Below are 19145 nucleotides of genomic sequence, written 5' to 3'. Positions count from 1 at the left end.
CCACTTCTTTACGGAAGTACATACTTTGACCTGTCAGTTTCAACTTCCCTGTAAAATTTCTCATCCGGACTGTTTTTGATCATATCAAGATGGCTGTGGGTATCAAAAAGATTCTCCCTTACCTGGGTCACACACACGCCAATATTGGAACAATGATCTGCTACACGCTCCAGTCCTGTATTTATATCAGACAGGATAAATCCCATCTCGATGGTACATTCCCCTGCACGCAGCCTGTCCACATGCCGGTTCTTCAGTTCGCGGCACAGCTCATCAACCACCTCTTCCAAAGGTTCCACAGCAGCTGCAAGCCCCATATTTCTCTGTGCAAAAGCCTGATAAGCCATTTCCACAATATCATTTACAGCTTTTTCCAGTACATGCAGCTCTGCCAGGGCTTTCTGTGAAAAATGCAATTTTTTCTGATGCATTTCCTCTGCCGCATCCTTGATCTCCACTGCATGGTCTGAAATTCTTTCAAAATCGCCGATGCAGTGAAGCATGATAGAAAGACTCTGGCTGTCTTCCAAGGTAAGATTTTTATGGTTCAGATTTACCAGGTATGTACCAAGTTCATCCTCATACCGGTCTACCTTGGACTCGATCTTCTGGACCTGTAAAGCCTTTTCTTCACTGTAATCATCAATCAATGTTAATGCGATCCTCAGAGCCTGTTTTGCCTCCTGGGCCATGTTTCTGGCTGCATTACGGCTCTGCTCAATAGCAAGGGCAGGTGTTTCCAGGAAACGGGTATCCAGGATCTTAAACTCCTTATCCTCCGGAGAAATCACTTCTTCTGTTCCCTTGTCCCGTACTGTAAGACAGGCAAGCTTCACCAGAAGCTTGGAGAATGGAAGCAAAAGAATGGTAACTGAAATATTAAATGCACTGTGGATCACAGCAATTCCTGCAGGGGTTGCTGCTTCTGTTAAAAACGGAAAATGAACAGCCGTATTTACGGTATAGAATACAACCATAAAAACAATGGTACCGATTATATTAAAATACAGATGCACCATAGCTGCACGTTTTGCATTCTTATTTGCACCAATCGCAGATAAAAGAGCTGTGATACAGGTACCGATATTCTGTCCCATAATGATCGGGATCGCTGCACTGTAAGGTACGGCTCCTGTAATACATAAAGCCTGTAAAATACCTACTGATGCAGAAGATGACTGGATAACAGCAGTAAGCACTGTACCTGCCAGCACACCTAAAACAGGTATGGAAAACTTCAGAAGGATCCCTGTAAATTCAGGAACTTCCGCCAGAGGCTTAACAGCCCCGCTCATGGTTTCCATTCCAAACATCAGCACGGAAAATCCAATCAGGATAGTACCGATATCCTTCTTCTTGGCATCCTTTAAAAACATCAGGAAAACCACACCTATAAGGGCAAGCACCGGTGCAAAAGACGTAGGTTTCAAAAGCTGAATAAAGAAATTACTGCTTTGAATGCCTGCAAGGCTTAAGATCCAGGACGTAACAGTGGTACCAATATTGGCTCCCATGATCACGCCTACAGCCTGAGAAAGCTGCATAATACCGGAATTGACAAATCCTACAACCATAACCGTTGTTGCCGATGATGACTGTATCACACCTGTAACAGCTGCGCCAAGCAGCACTGCTTTAACAGGACTTGATGTAAGGTTCTCCAGAATCTTCTCAAGCTTACCTCCGGATACCTTTTCAAGTCCATCGCCCATTACGTTCATTCCATAAAGGAACATGGCAAGACCGCCTAAAAGAGTTAATACGCTGAAAAAGTCCATTTTTTTCTCCTATCCCCATAGTCGTAAAATATATGTAACCTTGTGCCTTTTGTACCCTGGCACTGTCATTGATTGTAAGAAAAGCGTGTAAATTTCTCCTCAGGGATATGTAAAATCTTTGTAAAATTATTTATAAGATGATACCAAAGTAGGATTGTGGGAGTGCATAGCACGAAACAATCCGTAAGTATCATAGCCAGGGTCAAAATGGATTTTAAAGCGCATCAAAGGATTCCAAACATCAGAATCCCCGTATTTCTTCATCCTCTGTATGAGTCTTATCTATGGAACGGATCTCCAGAAAATAGCTGTAGCTGTCATTCACCTTCACTTCTACCCGGTCACCTACCTTATGCCCTTTTAATGCCTTACCGATGGGCGACTCAATACTGATACGGTTCTCCATAGAATTGCCGCGAATAGAAGTGACCAGTTTATATTTCTCTGTTTCATCCTCTTCTTCAAAATATACTTCCACAATGTCATCCATCCCAACTTCATCAGCTTTGGAGCTTTCAGATACAATGGTAGCTGTTTTCAGCATATTCTCCAGATAACGGATACGGCTTTCATTCTGATTCTTATGCTTCTTTGCCGCATAGTACTCAAAATTCTCACTTAAATCGCCCTGGGCCCGTGCTTCCTTTACTGCCTCAATAGCTTCCTTACGGATCACCAGCTTCCTGTGCTCAATCTCCTGCTGTATCTTCTCCACATCCTGCTTTGTAAGTTTTTCCCTCATGTTACTGCCTCCCGATTTTATTTTTCTTTATCATTTCCCAGGCGTACCTGCTCCACATAATCTGCCAGTTCCTGAGATACATTATCAAAAAGATAACTGCGGCTGCTCTGCCTGTGCTGATGCCACTCCTGCCGGAGAAGTTCTTCTGAATCCTGAATTTCCTTTTGCAAGCCCTTTGCTGACATCCTTTGGGCTCCCTGCCCCAGGATAATGATCTGCTCCAGACCATCAGAAGTAGCCACTGTTACTTTATGCTGTCGCCCGATCTTATGCACCGTCTTCTCAATATACTGATCTGCTGTTTCTGCTTCCTTTGTATAAACTACATAAATATTGTGATATTTCAGGGTTTCTTCCCGATGGCCTTCCACCTTGTAAGCATCAAACACAAGGATCAGATTACAGTTCTTGATTCCCTGATAATTACTGAGCACATCCATTAACCTGGTCTGGGCTGCATGGATATTCACTGCTGCCAGCTCCTTCAGGTCTTCCCAGGCAAAAATAATGTTATAACCGTCAACCAGCAGATACTCTTCCTGATGTGTTTTTTTCTTCTTTGGCACATAACCGGTGCCATCCGTATCTGCCCGGACTACCGAGTGAAAGCCTGCACCTTTGTTCCTTTTTACCGGACCAAAGGTTCTTTCAAAAATAGCCTGCAGTTCCTTTTCATCCTCATAGCTTCCCACATAACTTTTTGAAGAATGCCCGGACGGATAAGATGAAATAGAAATGTTTTCCTCATTTTCTTCTGCTTCTTTTGACAGCTGGCTTTCCACATGCATGTATTCTTCCACCTGATACCAGGGAACCAGAAAACCGGCACCATGTGCACAGAAAACAGAGCCTGTAGGATTATCCAGATCCCTTTCAGAATCATATCCTGTCTCTGCCACGATCTTTTCCTGATCCTGGCAAGGTTCATAGCCCTTTAAGGCACAGAACAGACGGCCCCGCCCCCTTGTATAAGAAAGCACCTCTCTCTGATAATCCCGCATGGCCTTTACAGGGGCATAGCCTTTCAGTACTGCCATGTCACCTTCTGTTTCCGGTGCTCCGAAAGTACCTTGCATTTTCTGGAAATCAGCCATGGCCCGGCCGATATTCTCTGCCGGTACCTCCAGGCGTACCTCATAATATGGCTCCAGCAAAATACTTTTTGCCTTTTTAAGTCCCTGACGCACAGCCCGGTAAGTTGCCTGGCGGAAATCTCCTCCTTCTGTATGCTTCTGATGTGCACGGCCGGTCAGCAAAGTGATCTGCATATCTGTAATAGGTGCGCCGGTAAGTACCCCAGGATGCTCCCGTTCCTCAAGATGGGTAAGGATCAGCCTCTGCCAGTTCTTATCCAGTACATCCTCGCTGCAGGCAGTGAAAAACTGCAAGCCGCTGCCTCGCTCTCCAGGTTCCAGCAGAAGATGCACCTCTGCATAATGACGTAAAGGCTCAAAATGCCCCACCCCTTCCACAGGCTGTGCGATGGTTTCTTTATATACAATATTCCCTGTTCCGAATTCCACAGCAACATGAAAACGATCCCAGATCAGCTTCTTCAGGATCTCTGTCTGTACCTCTCCCATCAGCATGGCATGGATCTCACCTAACTGCTCATTCCACACAATATGAAGCTGTGGTTCTTCTTCTTCCAGTTCTTTCAGCTTTTTCAGCATCAGATGAACATCTGTCCCCTCCGGAAGCCGGATCTGATAATTCAATACAGGCTCAAGGACCGGCATTTGTGACTCTGTCTCACATCCTAATCCTTCTCCCGGATAGGTTCTTGTCAGCCCTGTCACAGCGCACACTGTACCTGCCTCTGCTTCTTTTACAAGTTCATACTTTGCTCCGGAATAGATCCGGATCTGATCAGCCTTTTCTTCCCAGATCTGATCTTCCGGCTGTCTAAAGCCTGCTCTTTGATTGGTAAGATTTTCTTTTACTTTCAGGCTCCCTCCTGTGATCTTCATGTAAGTAAGCCGGTTTCCCTGATCATCCCTGGAGATCTTGTAAACCTTCGCCCCAAAAGTATCACCATATTCCTCCGGCTGCATATAGGTCTGTAATCCATATACAAAATCCTCCAGTCCGGTCATCTTCAGCGCAGATCCAAAATAGCAGGGAAATACCTTTCTTTTTCTGATCAGGCCTGAGATCTCTTCTCTGGAAAGGCTGCCTTCTTCCAGATATTTTTCCAACAGGCTTTCCTCGCATACTGCCAGATTTTCCATAAAATCCGTGTTTTCCTGCCCATTTGTAAAATCAATGCAATTTTCGCTTAATCTTTTGCGTACATCAGCCAGGAGAGCTTCTTTGTCTGTTCCTTCCTGATCCATTTTATTGATAAATATAAACACAGGGATTTGATAACGCTCCAGAAGCCGCCACAATGTCTGGGTATGACCCTGCACTCCATCTGCGCCACTGATCACAAGAACTGCATAATCCAGTACCTGTAAAGTTCTTTCCATCTCTGCCGAAAAATCCACATGTCCCGGTGTATCAAGAAGCGTTACTTCCAAATCGCCCATTGGAAAAACAGCCTGTTTGGAAAAAATGGTAATGCCCCTCTCCCTTTCCAGATCAAAAGTATCCAGGTATGCATCTCCATGATCTACCCGCCCCATTTTCCGTATTTTCCCGCACAGATATAAAAGGCTTTCAGACAGCGTGGTTTTCCCTGCATCCACATGAGCCAGCATGGCAATACAAATATGTTTCTTTTTATTATTTTCTGAGGTCTCTCCCATAGGAATGTGCCCCTTTCTCTCTTTTATATTCCTTAAGCTGTCAGTTTTTGTTTCATACCCTGCCAGTTTTTATTCCATACTCTGACAGACTTTATTCCATACCTTGCCAGATATTGTCCCATACCCTGGCAGCTTTTTTTATCATACCACATAATAGATACTTTTTTCCATGTCTTATGAACAAACTCATGCGGAATCAGATCTTACTCCCGGCGTCAAATTGTTTGATTTTCAAATATTTTTCTTTACAACATAAAATCCAATGCTATAATATAGATGTTTTAAACACAAAACTAACATTGAAAGGTTAACCTATCCATGAATAAAGCAAGAAAAATCTACTGCCGCATTTTTCAAAATGCATTTAAATTTGCCCTTCCATTCCTTCCTTACCGTAATCCGGAGATCATCGGAAGTGTAAAAGCTCTGCCTGAGCTTTTTCAGAAAAAAGGAATTGACAACGTGTTGATCATTACAGACCTGGGGATCAGGAAACTCGGCCTTACTGTACGTCTTGAAACAGCACTGAAACAAAATGGGATTGCTTATTCCATTTATGACAAAACCGTAGCCAATCCTACCACTGACAATGTGGAAGAAGCAGAAAACCTGTGGTACGCAGCCGGATGCCAGGCCATTATCGGATTTGGCGGTGGCTCCAGTATGGACTGTGCCAAAGCAGTAGGCGCACGAATCGCCAAGCCTCACCAATCCCTTGCCCAAATGAAGGGAATTCTGAAAATACACAAAAAGCTGCCGCTTCTGGTTGCAATTCCTACTACAGCAGGAACCGGAAGCGAAACCACATTGGCAGCCGTAATCACAGATGCACAGACAAGGCATAAATATGCCATCAATGACTTTCCGCTGATCCCCAGATACGCAGTGCTGGATCCCAAGGTTACATTAAGCCTTCCTCCGTTTATCACCGCAACAACTGGAATGGATGCTCTTACCCATGCTGTGGAAGCGTACATCGGCAATTCCACTACTCCTGGCACAAGGAAAAATGCGCTGGATGCAGTAAAGCTGATCTTTGAGAATCTGGATCAGGCCTATGAAAACGGTTCTGACAAGGAAGCCCGCAAAAATATGCTCCGTGCCTCCTATTATGCAGGCTGTGCTTTCACAAAATCCTATGTTGGCTATGTGCACGCAGTTGCACATTCCCTGGGCGGTGAATACAATGTACCTCACGGTCTTGCCAACGCCATCCTGCTTCCATTTGTCCTGGAAGCATACGGCAGCGTGATCAACAAAAAACTGGCAAGACTGGCAATCGCTGTCGGTATCGCTGACAAAAGCACCCCGGAAGCAGAAGCTGCTACTGCCTTCATACAGGCCATCAAGGACATGAAAAAGCGGTTTGACATCGGGGACACTATTCCAGAGATCCGTGAGGAGGATATTCCAAAGCTGGCACATTATGCTGACAAGGAAGCAAACCCTCTGTACCCGGTTCCTGTACTTATGAACGCAAATGAGCTTGAGACATTCTATTATGACCTTATGGAAAAACCTGATAAAAAAAAGGAGGACACCCTGTGAATCAGACTCAGATCCAGACACTGGTAAATAAACAACGTGATTTTTTTTATACAGGAAAAACTTTAGATATTTCTTACCGGATCCAGGCTCTTCAAAAATTAAAAGCCTGTATTTTGCAAAATGAAAAAGCTATTTCTCAGGCAATCATTTCTGACCTTGGAAAAAGCAGCTTTGAAAGCTATATGTGTGAGACCGGGCTGGTATTAAGTGAAATTTCCTATATGCTAAAACACATCCGCTCCCTTTCCCGGGAAAAGCGGGTACATACACCTCTTGCCCAGTTCCATTCCAGAAGCTATACCAAGCCCTCCCCTTACGGTGTGGTATTAGTGATGAGCCCCTGGAATTATCCATTCCTGCTTTCTATAGATCCTTTAGCAGATGCAATTGCAGCGGGAAATACGGTTATCTTAAAGCCAAGTGCCTACTCTCCTGCCACCAGTTCCCTGATTAAAAAACTGCTTTCCCAATGTTTCCCTGAGGAGTACGTAGCAGTTGTTAATGGAGGCCGGGCAGAAAATACAGCACTTCTTCAGCAGCACTTTGACTATATCTTTTTTACAGGAAGCCAGGCGGTAGGACGTGAAGTGATGCGCCAGGCCTCTGCACACCTTACCCCAGTGACTCTGGAGCTAGGCGGCAAAAGCCCCTGCATTGTAGATGAGACTGCAGATCTGAAGCTTGCAGCAAAACGTATCGTGTTTGGAAAATACCTGAACTGTGGACAGACCTGCGTAGCTCCTGATTATATTTACTGCCAAGAATCTGTAAAAGACAGATTTATTCAGGAAGTAAAAAAACAGATCACTGCACAGTTTGGAGAAAGGCCTCTGTCAAACCCGGATTATGGAAAGATTATAAACGAAAAGCATTTTAACCGTATCCTGAGTCTGATAGAAGAAAGTAAAGTAGTGTTTGGCGGTACATCTGATCCTAAGACCTTACAGATTTCGCCTACAGTAATGGATGGTGTAACATTCCAGGATAAGATAATGCAAGAAGAAATCTTCGGACCTGTTATGCCGGTACTTACCTATCAAAACCTGGATGATGTGATCCAGAAAGTAAATTCCATGCCTCATCCTCTTGCACTTTACTTTTTCACAAAGAACAAAGCAGCCGCAAAAAAGATCACTGCCAGCTGCGGCTTTGGCGGCGGATGTATTAACGATACCATCATCCATTTGGCAACCAGCGAAATGTCTTTCGGAGGCTTTGGGGAAAGCGGTATGGGTGGTTATCACGGCAAAGAAGGCTTTTGTACCTTCTCCCATTTCAAAAGCATTGTAGATAAAAAAACATGGCTGGATCTGCCAATGAGATACCAGCCATATAAAAAACTGAATAATAAACTGATTCATTTCTTCCTGAAATAATCAATGGATTCATGCTTTACATGCTCACAATCCTTACCTGTATCATTACATGGAAATAATTCCTAATACATTTGCAATGGAGCTTAACAAAATGATGATCAGGCATACCGGTGCAAGGTATTTAATGCAGAAAACATAAAGCTTCTTTCTTTTAAATGCGGAAGAGCTTTCAATCTCCTTAATGATCTTATCAAAACCGATCACCTTTGTTACAAGAATACATGTAGCCAGTGCTGCCAGAGGCATCATTACAGAATTGGTCATAAAGTCAAAGAAATCAAGGAAGCTCATTCCAAAAATCTTTATGAAATCCAAAAGTCCGTATCCCATAGAGGAAGCAGTACCAAGTACCAGCATGATCACAGCCATCAAAAAACAGCTTTTCCTGCGGCTCCAGTGAAGTTCATCCATAAATGTGGAAACGCTTGTCTCCATCAGGGAAACGGCACTGGTAAGCGCAGCCAGAAGCACCAATACAAAAAACAGGATACCTGCAACTGTGCCAATACCCATGCTGGCAAAAACCTTTGGCAATGTGATAAACATCAGGGACGGTCCTGCCTGTAGATTACTTGCATCTCCGCCGGAAAATGCAAATACTGCCGGAATGATCATAAGTCCTGCCAGGATAGCAATGGCAGTATCAAAAATTTCCACCTGGGTGGTGGATTTTTCAAGATCCATTTCTTTACGTGTATAGGAACCATATGTGTACAGGATACCCATTGCAATAGACAGGGAATAAAACATCTGTCCCATAGCAGCCACAACAGTCATCCATGAAAAATGGCTAAAATCAGGAATAAGGAAATACTTCACTCCTTCCAATGCTCCAGGTCTGGTCACAGAATAAACAGTAACGACTACTGCCAGTACAACCAGAACCGGCATCATGATCTTGGACATACGTTCCACGCCATTCTCAACACCACCGAGAATAATGGCAAAAATCAGAATTGCAAAAATAATAAACCAGAACTCTGCCTGCCATGAATCAGAAATGAAATCACCAAAATACCCATCTTGTGCAAGTACCTGTACATCTCCGCGGATGTACTCCACAAGATACTTCATTACCCATCCGCCAATGGTGCTGTAATAAGGCACGATCAGCATAGGAATCACTGCATTCAGCCAGCCGCCTACTTTATTTGCTTTCCCTTTCCCAAAGGCTTCAAAAGCACCAACCGGGCTTTTCCTGGTCATCCTTCCAATAGAAGTCTCTGACATGATCAGTACATAACCAAAGGTAGCCGTAAGAAGAATATAGATCAGCAGAAAGATCCCTCCGCCATATTTTGCCGCCAGATATGGAAAACGCCAGATATTGCCCAATCCTACCGCAGACCCAGCTACTGCAAGCACATAACCTATCCTTCCGGAAAAACTTCCTCTCTGGCGGTCATGCGTCATTTTAACTTGATCGTTCATGGATACACCTCACTTTTTGTTCATTAATGCTAAAACAATCTTGCAACATTATACTTTATTTTAGCATAAATGTCTATTGTTTTTTGAGAAGCATCTATTTCCCATGAACAGCAGCATGGTCAAACTGTCAGCCCTTAAAGGCTCATGCCTGTTGTTTCCGTTTTTTCTTTATTTGACCTTTTATATAGCACCCAGGATCTTTCTGGCATTGTCGATCCTTTCCTGTGTAGGAGGCTTTACTCCCTCTAAAGGATAGGGGATGCCCAGCTTTTCCCATTTAAAAGTGCCTAATGTATGATATGGAAGGACCTCCACACGCTGCACATTTTTCAGTGTGTGGATAAAATCTGCAAGCCGGTAAAGATACTCATCCTTATCACTTCCGCCAGGTACCAGCACATGGCGGATCCATACAGGCTTTTCCATATCGGAAAGCTCCCTGGCCATTGCCAGAATATTCTCTCCTGTCTGTCCGGTAAGCTTCCTGTGCTCCTGTTCATCAATCTGCTTAATATCCAGAAGTACAAGATCGGTATACTTCATCAGTTCCAGCCACTGTGCATGCCAGGGTTCTTTTGCAGTATATGGATTGCCGCTGGTATCCAGAGTCGTATGAATGCCTGCTTCCTTCGCTTTTTTGAAAAGTTCCGTAAGGAACTCCATCTGTAAAAGAGGTTCCCCTCCACTTACCGTGATACCGCCTTTTTCGCCCCAGTAAGATTTATAACGCAATGCAATTTTCAAAAGCTGATCCGCTGTATATTCTTTTCCATCCTTCATATTCCAGGTATCCGGATTGTGACAGAACTGACAGCGCATGGCACATCCTGAAAGAAAGATCACATACCTTACTCCCGGGCCATCTACGGATCCAAAACTTTCCAAAGAATGAACATAGCCTTTTAACATATTATTTTTCCTTTACTTAACAGTATCCCGGGCAACCAAACATTGCCCGGGACTTATATTACGTGTTTTTTCAATTACAGCACTTTGTAATTACATAACCTCATGGCAGGTTCTGGCAATCACATCCAGCTGCTGCTCTCTTGTCAGATCAATGAACTTCACAGCATAACCGGAAACACGGATCGTAAAGTTTGCATACTCTTCTTTTTCCGGATGCTCCATAGCATCGATCAGTTTTTCTTTTCCAAATACATTTACGTTCAGATGATGTGCACCCTGATCAAAGTAACCGTCCAATACATGAACCAGGTTATCTGTACGCTCACTGTCAGTATGTCCAAGTGCATCTGGATTAATCGTCTGTGTATTAGAAATTCCATCCAATGCATCCTCATACTCCAGTTTTGCAACGGAGTTCAAAGAAGCAAGAAGTCCGTTCTGCTCTGCGCCATAAGACGGGTTTGCACCAGGTGCCAGTGGCTCGCCTGCTTTTCTTCCATCCGGAAGGGAACCGGTAGCCTTACCATAAACCACATTGGAAGTGATGGTAAGAATGGAAGTGGTTGGCTTGGAATCACGATAGGTATGGATATGTTTCAGCTTGTCCATAAATGTGGAAAGCAGGTTTCTTGCAATCTCATCCGCACGATCGTCATCATTTCCATAACGTGGGAACTCTCCCTCAACCAGGAAATCTGTAGTGATACCGTCTTCATCACGAATCGCTTTTACCTTTGCATATTTAATGGCTGACAAAGAATCAACCACATGGGAGAATCCTGCAATACCGGTTGCAAAAGAACGGTCCACCTTTGTATCGATCAGCGCCATCTCAGCGGCTTCATAGTAATATTTATCATGCATGTAGTGGATCATATTCAGAGTTCCTACATACAGATGTGCCAGCCAGTCCATCATCTGGTCATACTTTGCAATGACCTCATCATAATCCAGGTACTCGGATGTGATGGGCTTATATTCTGGTCCTACCTGCATCTTTGTCTTCTCATCCACACCACCGTTGATGGCATACAGCAAACATTTTGCCAGGTTTGCACGAGCTCCGAAGAACTGCATTTCCTTACCAGTTTCTGTTGCAGATACACAGCAGCAGATTGAATAATCATCACCCCATACCGGACGCATTACGTCATCATTCTCGTACTGGATAGAACTTGTTGTAACAGAAATATTTGCAGCATATTTCTTAAAGTTCTCAGGCAGCTTGGAAGAATAAAGCACTGTCAGGTTAGGCTCCGGAGCCGGTCCCATATCCTCAAGTGTATGCAGGAAACGGTAATCGTTCTTAGTTACCATATGGCGTCCGTCTACTCCCATACCTGCTACTTCCAGAGTTGCCCAAACAGGATCTCCTGAAAACAGCTGATTGTAAGACTCGATTCTTGCAAATTTCACCATACGGAATTTCATAACCATATGGTCAACCAGTTCCTGTGCTTCTTTCTCAGTCAGGATGCCTTTCTTAAGATCTCTTTCAATATAAATATCAAGGAATGTGGAAATACGTCCAACACTCATTGCAGCACCGTTCTGTGTCTTGATGGCTGCCAGATATCCGAAGTACAGCCACTGGAATGCCTCATGTGCATTCGCTGCCGGCTGTGAAATATCATAGCCATAGATCTTCGCCATCTCCTTCATTCCCTTCAGGGCGCGAATCTGGTCTGCGATCTCCTCACGCAGCTGGAAATCATAACGGCGCATTCCCTGACGGTTGCTGTCTGCAAAATCTTTCTCTTTCCCTGCAATCAGGGCATCAATTCCGTACAGAGCTACACGTCTGTAATCGCCTACAATACGTCCGCGTCCATAAGTATCCGGAAGTCCGGTAAGGATCTTATTATGGCGGGCCATTTTCATTTCAGGAGTGTAAATATCAAACACACCCTGATTATGTGTCTTAAACTCATATTTTGTAAACATATCATGGATCTGCGGATCAACCTTATATCCATACATCTCACAGGCCTTTTCAGCCATCTTGATTCCGCCATAAGGCATAAATGCACGCTTCAGAGGCTTGTCTGTCTGAAGTCCTACTACCTTTTCAAGATCTTTCAGGCTTTCATCAATGTACCCAGGTCCATATGCAGTAAGTCCTGTAACAACCTTTGTTTCCATGTCAAGCACACCATTATTGGCACGCTCTGCTTTCTGAAGTTCCTGCAGTTTCTCCCATAATTTATCAGTAGCTTCTGTAGGACCTTCCAGAAAGGAATCATCTCCATCATACGGGGTATAATTGTGACGGATAAAATCACGAACATTGATCTTTTCTTTCCAGCGGCTTCCGCTGAACCCATCCCATTGTGCAAAATCTTTCATTTTTGTACCTCTTTCTTTCTTATTCTATCCCTCTGTTTTCCGCGTACATACTTTAATGATTGTTATTCATTTAACACACTCAGGATATATGAATATTCCGTTTCTGTCAATCCATTCTATGCATGCTCTTAATAAAGTACAATCCGATGATCACAGTTCATCAGGATCCCACGCACTCCTTCTGATCAAGAATCTATATTTCCGGCATTTTTCTGCAAAAGCATCCATCTTCATGTAACCAGATCACGCCGACGGCTTGCAGAAATCCATTCACATCCCCTTTTCCGTTTTTCCACCAATAGCCGAGGATTCAATGCACCACTACGAGCCGCAGCTTAATAAGCGCATCAAAGACTTTCTCAGCGTGGATGGCGGCAATCTGTACGACACGACCGATTTATAGATATAAAACAGTCCTGCCGGGAGAAAATCCTCCAAAAGCTGATGGACTATGATCTTGCCGAGGGTGCTATCCATGCAGTCCGGCATATTTTTTTCATTGCCACCCGACGCTCATACAAAACATATACTTATTCCGCTTGATGCGTCATTCTTGTTCTGAAAACAGAAACAGAATCCTTACAGCGACTGTAAGTGTTATTTATTGTGTTTCTGTGCTATCATTTACCCAGAAATGGATGGGAGGTATTCACATGAAACCAATTTTGAATATTGAAAATCTTACCAAAGTCTATGGGACTTTGCCAAACCAGACGAGAGCCCTGAACGGAATCACTTTTCAGGTCATGTCGGGAGAATTTCTCGGTATTATGGGAAGCAGTGGTTCCGGTAAATCCACGCTTCTCAACTGTATTGCAACTGTGATTCAGCCCACAGGCGGAAGCATTCAGGTGGAGGGCGATACTCTGCAATCGCTCAAGGGAAAGGCTCTTGCAGAGTACCGTGGCAAAAAAGTTGGTTATCTATTCCAGAACTTTGAATTGCTGGACAACCTGACTGGCAGGGAAAACATCCTGCTTCCGACTTCCTTGCATGGGGTATCCGAAGCAGAAAGCAGCCAACGGCTGAAGCAGTTGGCTGACTATCTGGAAATCACTGATGTTCTGGATAAGTTTCCGTCCAAGATGTCCGGCGGCCAGCGGCAGCGTGTTGCGGCAGCAAGGGCTCTGATCTTGCATCCCCAAATGATCCTTGCCGATGAACCGACGGGTGCTCTAGATTCTAAGAACGCAAGAAGTCTTATGGAGAAGCTGTCCGGCCTGAATCGTGACGAACAAGCTACGATCCTGATGGTAACCCATGATTCCAATGCCGCCAGCTTCTGTAAGCGCATCTTGTTCATCCAGGATGGCGTGATCTTTCATGAGCTGCGACGTGGAGACGAAAGCCAGCAGGAGTTCTACAGGCGCATCCTGAAGGTGATGGCGCAACTGGGAGGGGGCAGTGCAAATGTTCTCTAATCTCATTCTTCGGAACAGCCGCCGCAGCCGAAAGGAAAACGGTCTGTTTTTCAGCTCCCTGGTGATTTCTATTGTTGCCTTTTACATGATCCTATCCATCTCCACTCAAGATGTGATGCTCTTTTTGCAGAAAATGGAGAGTGACGCAGTTGACAAACTCCTGCTTCTGATTCCTGCGTTTTATGGAATGACCCTCGGTATTCTGTTCTTTTTAATCTATTTCGCCTGCAAGTATCAGTTCGAGCGCAGACGGCATGAGTTTGGTGTTTATCTAATGTTGGGGATGCGTAGAAGTAAACTGTTTGGTATGCTTCTGGCGGAAGATTGCCTGACCAGTATTCTTGCCATGCTCATAGGCTTACCTGTGGCTGTGGTGCTTTCAGAAATTGTCAGTCTTGTCACTGCCAAGCTGGTAGGCATGGGGATCATCGGTCATCAGTTTTCTTTATCCTGGTCTGCGATTGAATGGACGCTGGCAGGATTTCTGGCAATTAAGCTGACGGCACTTCTGATTTTGAGTGGACGAATCAGCCGCCAAGACATCGGTACTTTGCTATCCCAGCCAACGAACCGCACCAAGAAGCAAATGCCATCTGTTATCTATGGACTGGCTGCTATATGTGGAAGTGTGATGTTGGCAGCGGCTTACTACATGGCAATTCAGGGAATTGCATGGACAAAGGTAAGTATGATGGGACTGACTATGCTGTTGGGCATAGTTGGTACGATGCTGCTTTTCTATGGGATGCGTGCGCTGATTGCTTTGATTGTTAAGAAAGGAAAAGGAAATAAGCAGCTTCATGTATTTACCTTCCGGCAGATTCAGGAGAATGTCATTCATCAGTCAAACTCCATGGCCATCAGCTCCCTGCTGATTCTGGCGGCGCTGTGTTGTTTTGGTGCGGGCGTAGGAATTGTAGGAACGAATAGCCTGTCTTCTGGCCATGTAATTGATTATACTTTTGAAGATCATACTGCAGAAGATTCATCGCAGGTTCTTCCGAATATAAAGGCAGCCCTGAAAGAAAACGGTTTGGAAAATCAATTTTCAGAGCTTTTTGAAATGAAGGTTGGGAGTATTCGCACCACAGAAGATTATGATAATGCCTACAGTATGGACGCTGTTATGGACTCTCTTAGGAGCCTGTCCCAGTCGGAAGACCGGGATGTCCTTTTGAACAATCTTGGTTATGCCACATACCCATATTTGATTTGTTTATCGGACTATAATCGTTTGTTGGAATTGTCCGGCAATCCGGCTCTCCAATTAGGTGAAAAGGAGGCCGCTGTCTATATTGATACAGAGTTTACTACGGTAAGCCGTACCGCAATGCTGAACCAAGTATTGGCCGGGCATCCCAAGGTGGAACTGGATGGTAGTCCGATTCATCTTACAGGAGAGGTTCAGTCTGTGAATTTGGTCACAGACCGTTCTATAACCTTGTCCTTTGCATTGATTCTTCCGGATGAGGCATTCCTATATTATAGCCAGGGAATGTATGATACCTATGTCAATGCGGTGCTCAGTGAGCAGGCTCTGGATGGAAATAACCTTATGAATACATATTTGGATTTGAATGAGACGCTGTACAAAACTGGCATTGAATATGAAAGCTATCTTCAGAATGTGGGTCGTCAGCTTTTCTACACCATAGCATCCAGTTATATTACCCTCTATCTTGCGATTGTTTTCCTGGTAGTTGCCAACACCATCGTGGGTGTTCAGTTCCTGATGAGTCAGCAGAAAACCGGGCGCAGATACCAGACCCTGATCCGCCTGGGAGCTACTTACGAAACCCTTTGCCAGTCTGCTGGAAAGCAAATTACCTGGTTTATGGGACTTCCTGTATTGGTTGCGGCTGTCAGCAGTCTGTTTGGAGTCAGGGCGTTATTTACAGGGATACTCTCGTCCCGAACCCGTGGAACAGTGTCTGAAATGCTGCTTGTATCTGCTGCTATGATTTTATTGCTTTGCATGATAGAATATATTTATATGAGAGTGGTCAAGCGCTCCAGTGATCGATATTTGCTGACACTGATGCAGCCGCAGAGAGAAGAATAATTTGGAAGGGAGTGCTGTCGTGAAAAGAATTGCTGTTGTGGAAGATGAAGTCTATATGCAGGAAGAACTCTGCGATATGCTCCAAAAGAACGGCTATCTTGTGGAGGCAATTACCGAGTTTGAAGATGCCGCTCGGCTCTTGGCAGTCCTCCGCCCTGACCTTGTGATCTTAGACTTGAACTTGCCGGAGATCAGTGGCTTTCAAATCTGCCAGGAACTAAAGAATAAAACCGCTATCCCCGTCCTGGTACTGACTTCCAGAGATCAGGTAAAGGATGAACTGCAAGCGTTCCAGTTGGGTGCCGATGAATATTTGACGAAGCCGTGCAGAAAAGACCGACTACTTGCCAGGGTATCCAATATTCTCAAAAGGTATGAAGGCCGTACCAATCTCATAGAGGGGCCAGATTTTCTGTTAGACCAGCAGACCTACACGCTTTATATTCATAATACCTCTGTAGTGCTTCCCAAAAATCAGGGAAAACTGTTGGTTGCTCTTCTGTCCGGCGGTGATGCTCTGGTCACGACGGAGCAGCTTTGCATGGCACTATGGGGAACCACGGAATATATAGAAGAAAATGCCTTGCAGGTTAACCTGACCCGGCTGAAAAAAACAATGTCCGCTCTTGAGATGAAGCAACAAATCGTTGCTGTTCGTGGGATGGGCTATCGTTTGGAAGCGGAGGTATCTCCATGAAACGATTTTGGCGCATGATAGAACGGTACTACCCCTGGCTGCTGTTGCTGCTGGGCGTGGATTGCTTTTGTGCTATCATTCTTTGGATTTCTGACATTCGGGCATTTCAAACCTTGATTGAGTTAGTAGTTCTGACAAGCCTCCTTTTGTTTTCAGCGATTCTGTTTGTACTAAATAAGCGGGAGACCACCCGCCGGGAGCTGTTCCGGGATTTTCTCAGCGATCCTACCATCTACAACGAGGAACGGCTGCTCAGTGCCATCAGCCGGGAAGAAGGAGAATCTATCCGGCTTCTGGCATCAGTTTTACAGGAACACAAAACTGAGAGTAACAGTATGGCAGATGCCCTACAGGACTATGAAGAATATGTGGAGAGCTGGGCACATGAAGCGAAAACGCCCCTATCGTTGTTGACCATGCTCCTGGATAATCGGAGCGACGAAATATCTCCTCCCCTGCAAGCAAAGCTGGATTATGTCCGCAGTCAGCTTCAGGAGGATGTCACTCGAATGTTATACTATGCCCGGTTAAAGAGCAGTACAAAGGATTATCAGTTTGAGGATATCAATTTGAATGACTGCTTGGGGGAAGTTCTGGAGGACTATGCTCCACTTCTGGAAGAAAAACAGTTTGTAATTCTCAATAAACTGCAATCTGAAACAGTCTATACAGACCGTAGAGGGCTTCAGTTTATGTTGGGACAGATCGTGAGCAACGCCATAAAATATAGCAGCGATAGTCCCATGCTAACGATCTCTATGATACATTCAGAGACCGCAGATGTCCTTTCAGTTGAGGATAACGGCATCGGTGTAAAAAAATATGATCTGCCGTATATTTTTCAAAAGGGCTTTACCGGGGATTCTACTGACAGCAGAAAGAAGGCTACTGGTATGGGGCTTTATCTGGTTAAGAAGATGGCTGATGATTTAAACCTTTACCTGGAAGCAACATCCCAGTGGGGAAAGGGATTTAAGATAGTCATCTTCTTTCCAAAATTGAGATCCAACGGTGGATGATAAAAAGGGTGATTTTTATGTCTTGTTTCCAGAAAGTCAATAAACTCTAAGGAAGGATAACCGCGGTCAAAAACTGCGACAACCGGCTTCCTGATTCCAATTTTTTTTAATTGTTTTAAGTTTCTTTTTGCCAGTTCGTTTTCACTGATGCAAATATGTTCAATTTCAATATCCAGGTAAAAATGATTCAAAACATCATACATTCCGCTTACCAGTGCCCGTACCTGCCCTTTCCCGGAATGCTGGTTGCCGCTGTTTCCAAATGCTTCCCTGTTATCCTTTGAGTTTGGAACTTTCGCCTTGCTCCCGTCAATCGCGATTAGCAAATATCCTTTCCACAGTCTGGGTTCGTCAGAACGATAAAAATCCATAAGATATTTACAGTTCAGATAGGGAAAAATTTCCGGATTTAGACGTTTTCTCTGTTGTAGATATCCCTGGACAGATAACTGCATAGACAAGTCTCCTTTTTTGAAAGACAGCATAGCAACATGTCTTTTAGGGGCATTTTTCGCTTTCTCGAAAAAGCATGGTTTCCATTCTGTCTCGCATATTTTGCAATTTCCGGATCATATAATAATGCAGAAAACTTTTAAAATCTTGTTTTATAAGATTTAATCATATACACCCCTGCCTATATTTTAACACAATGAAAGGAACCTGCGAACAGATTCCTTTCCATTTTTTCCTTAAGTTTATGATGTTGGGCTTAGCCGGTGGTTTGCTTTGACCCTATAAGGGTCTGTTACCGGCACTGGAGTCTAAAGACTCATCGAATAGGTTCGCCAATCGCAACATCATTTACTTACTAAGCCCTTACGGGCTTACAGACTGTAGACAAACTTGGTGTTGGGTGTTATGCCCAGCACCATTTTTCTTTTAAAACTTCTTTTCTTTTTATTTTCTTCAAAATCAACAAAAATCTGGCTGTGTTCCAACCTCGTTTTTCCAGAATCTTTGCCATTTTTTCAAATTCATGCATGCAAAAGTAAGCCCGGCTTTCATTTCCATCCGTGCTTTTCCTACATACTGTGTATATCGAAATCCATGCTGTTCTTTCGCTGTA

General features: G+C 44.2%; 13 protein-coding genes. 6 read left to right on the top strand and 7 right to left on the bottom strand.

Translation table 11 applies throughout. The features are described from left to right. Nucleotides 1-8 precede the first annotated feature (8 nt). The 3 genes from AB5916_RS14650 to AB5916_RS14640 form a co-directional block, all read right to left on the bottom strand. On the bottom strand, nt 9-1778 hold the full coding sequence (locus AB5916_RS14650) for a Na/Pi cotransporter family protein (RefSeq protein ID WP_368191567.1): 1770 nt from the start codon (nt 1776-1778) through the stop codon (nt 9-11). Nucleotides 1779-2019: 241 nt separating this feature from the next. Beyond that, nucleotides 2020-2520 carry a transcription elongation factor GreA gene (gene greA, locus AB5916_RS14645; RefSeq protein ID WP_173728871.1) on the bottom strand — a complete coding sequence of 167 codons (501 nt, stop codon included), beginning with the start codon at nt 2518-2520 and terminating at the stop codon, nt 2020-2022. A gap of 17 nt (nt 2521-2537) precedes the next feature. Next, nucleotides 2538-5270, bottom strand: a complete 2733-nt coding sequence (locus AB5916_RS14640) for an NYN domain-containing protein (RefSeq protein WP_368191566.1) — start codon at nt 5268-5270, stop codon at nt 2538-2540. Nucleotides 5271-5588: 318 nt separating this feature from the next. Between AB5916_RS14640 and AB5916_RS14635 the strand changes: the two genes are divergently transcribed. Both AB5916_RS14635 and AB5916_RS14630 read left to right on the top strand, forming a co-directional pair. Next, complete coding sequence (locus AB5916_RS14635) at nt 5589-6818, top strand: iron-containing alcohol dehydrogenase (RefSeq protein WP_158422333.1); 1230 nt, start codon at nt 5589-5591, stop codon at nt 6816-6818. After that, a complete protein-coding gene (locus tag AB5916_RS14630) occupies nt 6815-8194 on the top strand; it encodes an aldehyde dehydrogenase (protein ID WP_368191565.1) in 1380 nt (459 codons plus the stop codon). Before AB5916_RS14635 ends, AB5916_RS14630 begins: the two co-directional genes overlap by 4 nt. 45 nt (nt 8195-8239) lie before the next feature. Here the strand turns inward: AB5916_RS14630 and AB5916_RS14625 are convergent, their stop codons facing one another. The 3 genes from AB5916_RS14625 to pflB form a co-directional block, all read right to left on the bottom strand. Further along, complete coding sequence (locus AB5916_RS14625) at nt 8240-9625, bottom strand: sodium-dependent transporter (protein ID WP_368191564.1); 1386 nt, start codon at nt 9623-9625, stop codon at nt 8240-8242. Between the two features lie 180 nt (nt 9626-9805). Next, nucleotides 9806-10534, bottom strand: a complete 729-nt coding sequence (gene pflA, locus AB5916_RS14620; RefSeq protein WP_158422336.1) for a pyruvate formate-lyase-activating protein — start codon at nt 10532-10534, stop codon at nt 9806-9808. A 90-nt stretch (nt 10535-10624) separates the two neighbouring features. Continuing rightward, the gene (gene pflB, locus AB5916_RS14615; protein ID WP_173728875.1) at nt 10625-12880 is read right to left on the bottom strand and encodes a formate C-acetyltransferase; all 2256 of its coding nucleotides are present in this window, start codon (nt 12878-12880) and stop codon (nt 10625-10627) included. 653 nt (nt 12881-13533) lie between these two features. On the opposite strand from pflB, the gene AB5916_RS14610 reads away from it, so the two are divergent. From AB5916_RS14610 to AB5916_RS14595, 4 genes are read left to right on the top strand one after another with little or no spacing between them, the layout of a single operon-like run. Continuing rightward, entirely contained in the window at nt 13534-14301 is a 768-nt protein-coding gene (locus AB5916_RS14610) for an ABC transporter ATP-binding protein (protein ID WP_173728883.1), read from the top strand. Beyond that, a complete protein-coding gene (locus AB5916_RS14605; RefSeq protein ID WP_368191563.1) occupies nt 14291-16363 on the top strand; it encodes an FtsX-like permease family protein in 2073 nt (690 codons plus the stop codon). The genes AB5916_RS14610 and AB5916_RS14605 overlap by 11 nt, the downstream gene beginning before the upstream one ends. 19 nt (nt 16364-16382) lie before the next feature. Continuing rightward, the gene (locus tag AB5916_RS14600; RefSeq protein ID WP_368191562.1) at nt 16383-17060 is read left to right on the top strand and encodes a response regulator transcription factor; all 678 of its coding nucleotides are present in this window, start codon (nt 16383-16385) and stop codon (nt 17058-17060) included. Then, nucleotides 17057-18079: a HAMP domain-containing sensor histidine kinase gene (locus tag AB5916_RS14595; RefSeq protein WP_158422341.1), complete on the top strand. Its 1023-nt coding sequence runs from the start codon at nt 17057-17059 to the stop codon at nt 18077-18079. The genes AB5916_RS14600 and AB5916_RS14595 overlap by 4 nt, the downstream gene beginning before the upstream one ends. Here the strand turns inward: AB5916_RS14595 and AB5916_RS14590 are convergent. Beyond that, nucleotides 17998-18534 carry a transposase gene (locus AB5916_RS14590; RefSeq protein ID WP_262583053.1) on the bottom strand — a complete coding sequence of 179 codons (537 nt, stop codon included), beginning with the start codon at nt 18532-18534 and terminating at the stop codon, nt 17998-18000. The genes AB5916_RS14595 and AB5916_RS14590 overlap by 82 nt on opposite strands. Nucleotides 18535-19145: the final 611 nt, after the last annotated feature.

The sequence above is a fragment of the Blautia sp. 1033sp1_1033st1_G9_1033SCRN_220408 genome (assembly GCF_040929965.1).
Classification (GTDB): Bacteria; Bacillota; Clostridia; order Lachnospirales; family Lachnospiraceae; genus Blautia_A; species Blautia_A ammoniilytica.
This window is presented reverse-complemented; position numbering and strand designations above follow the sequence as displayed.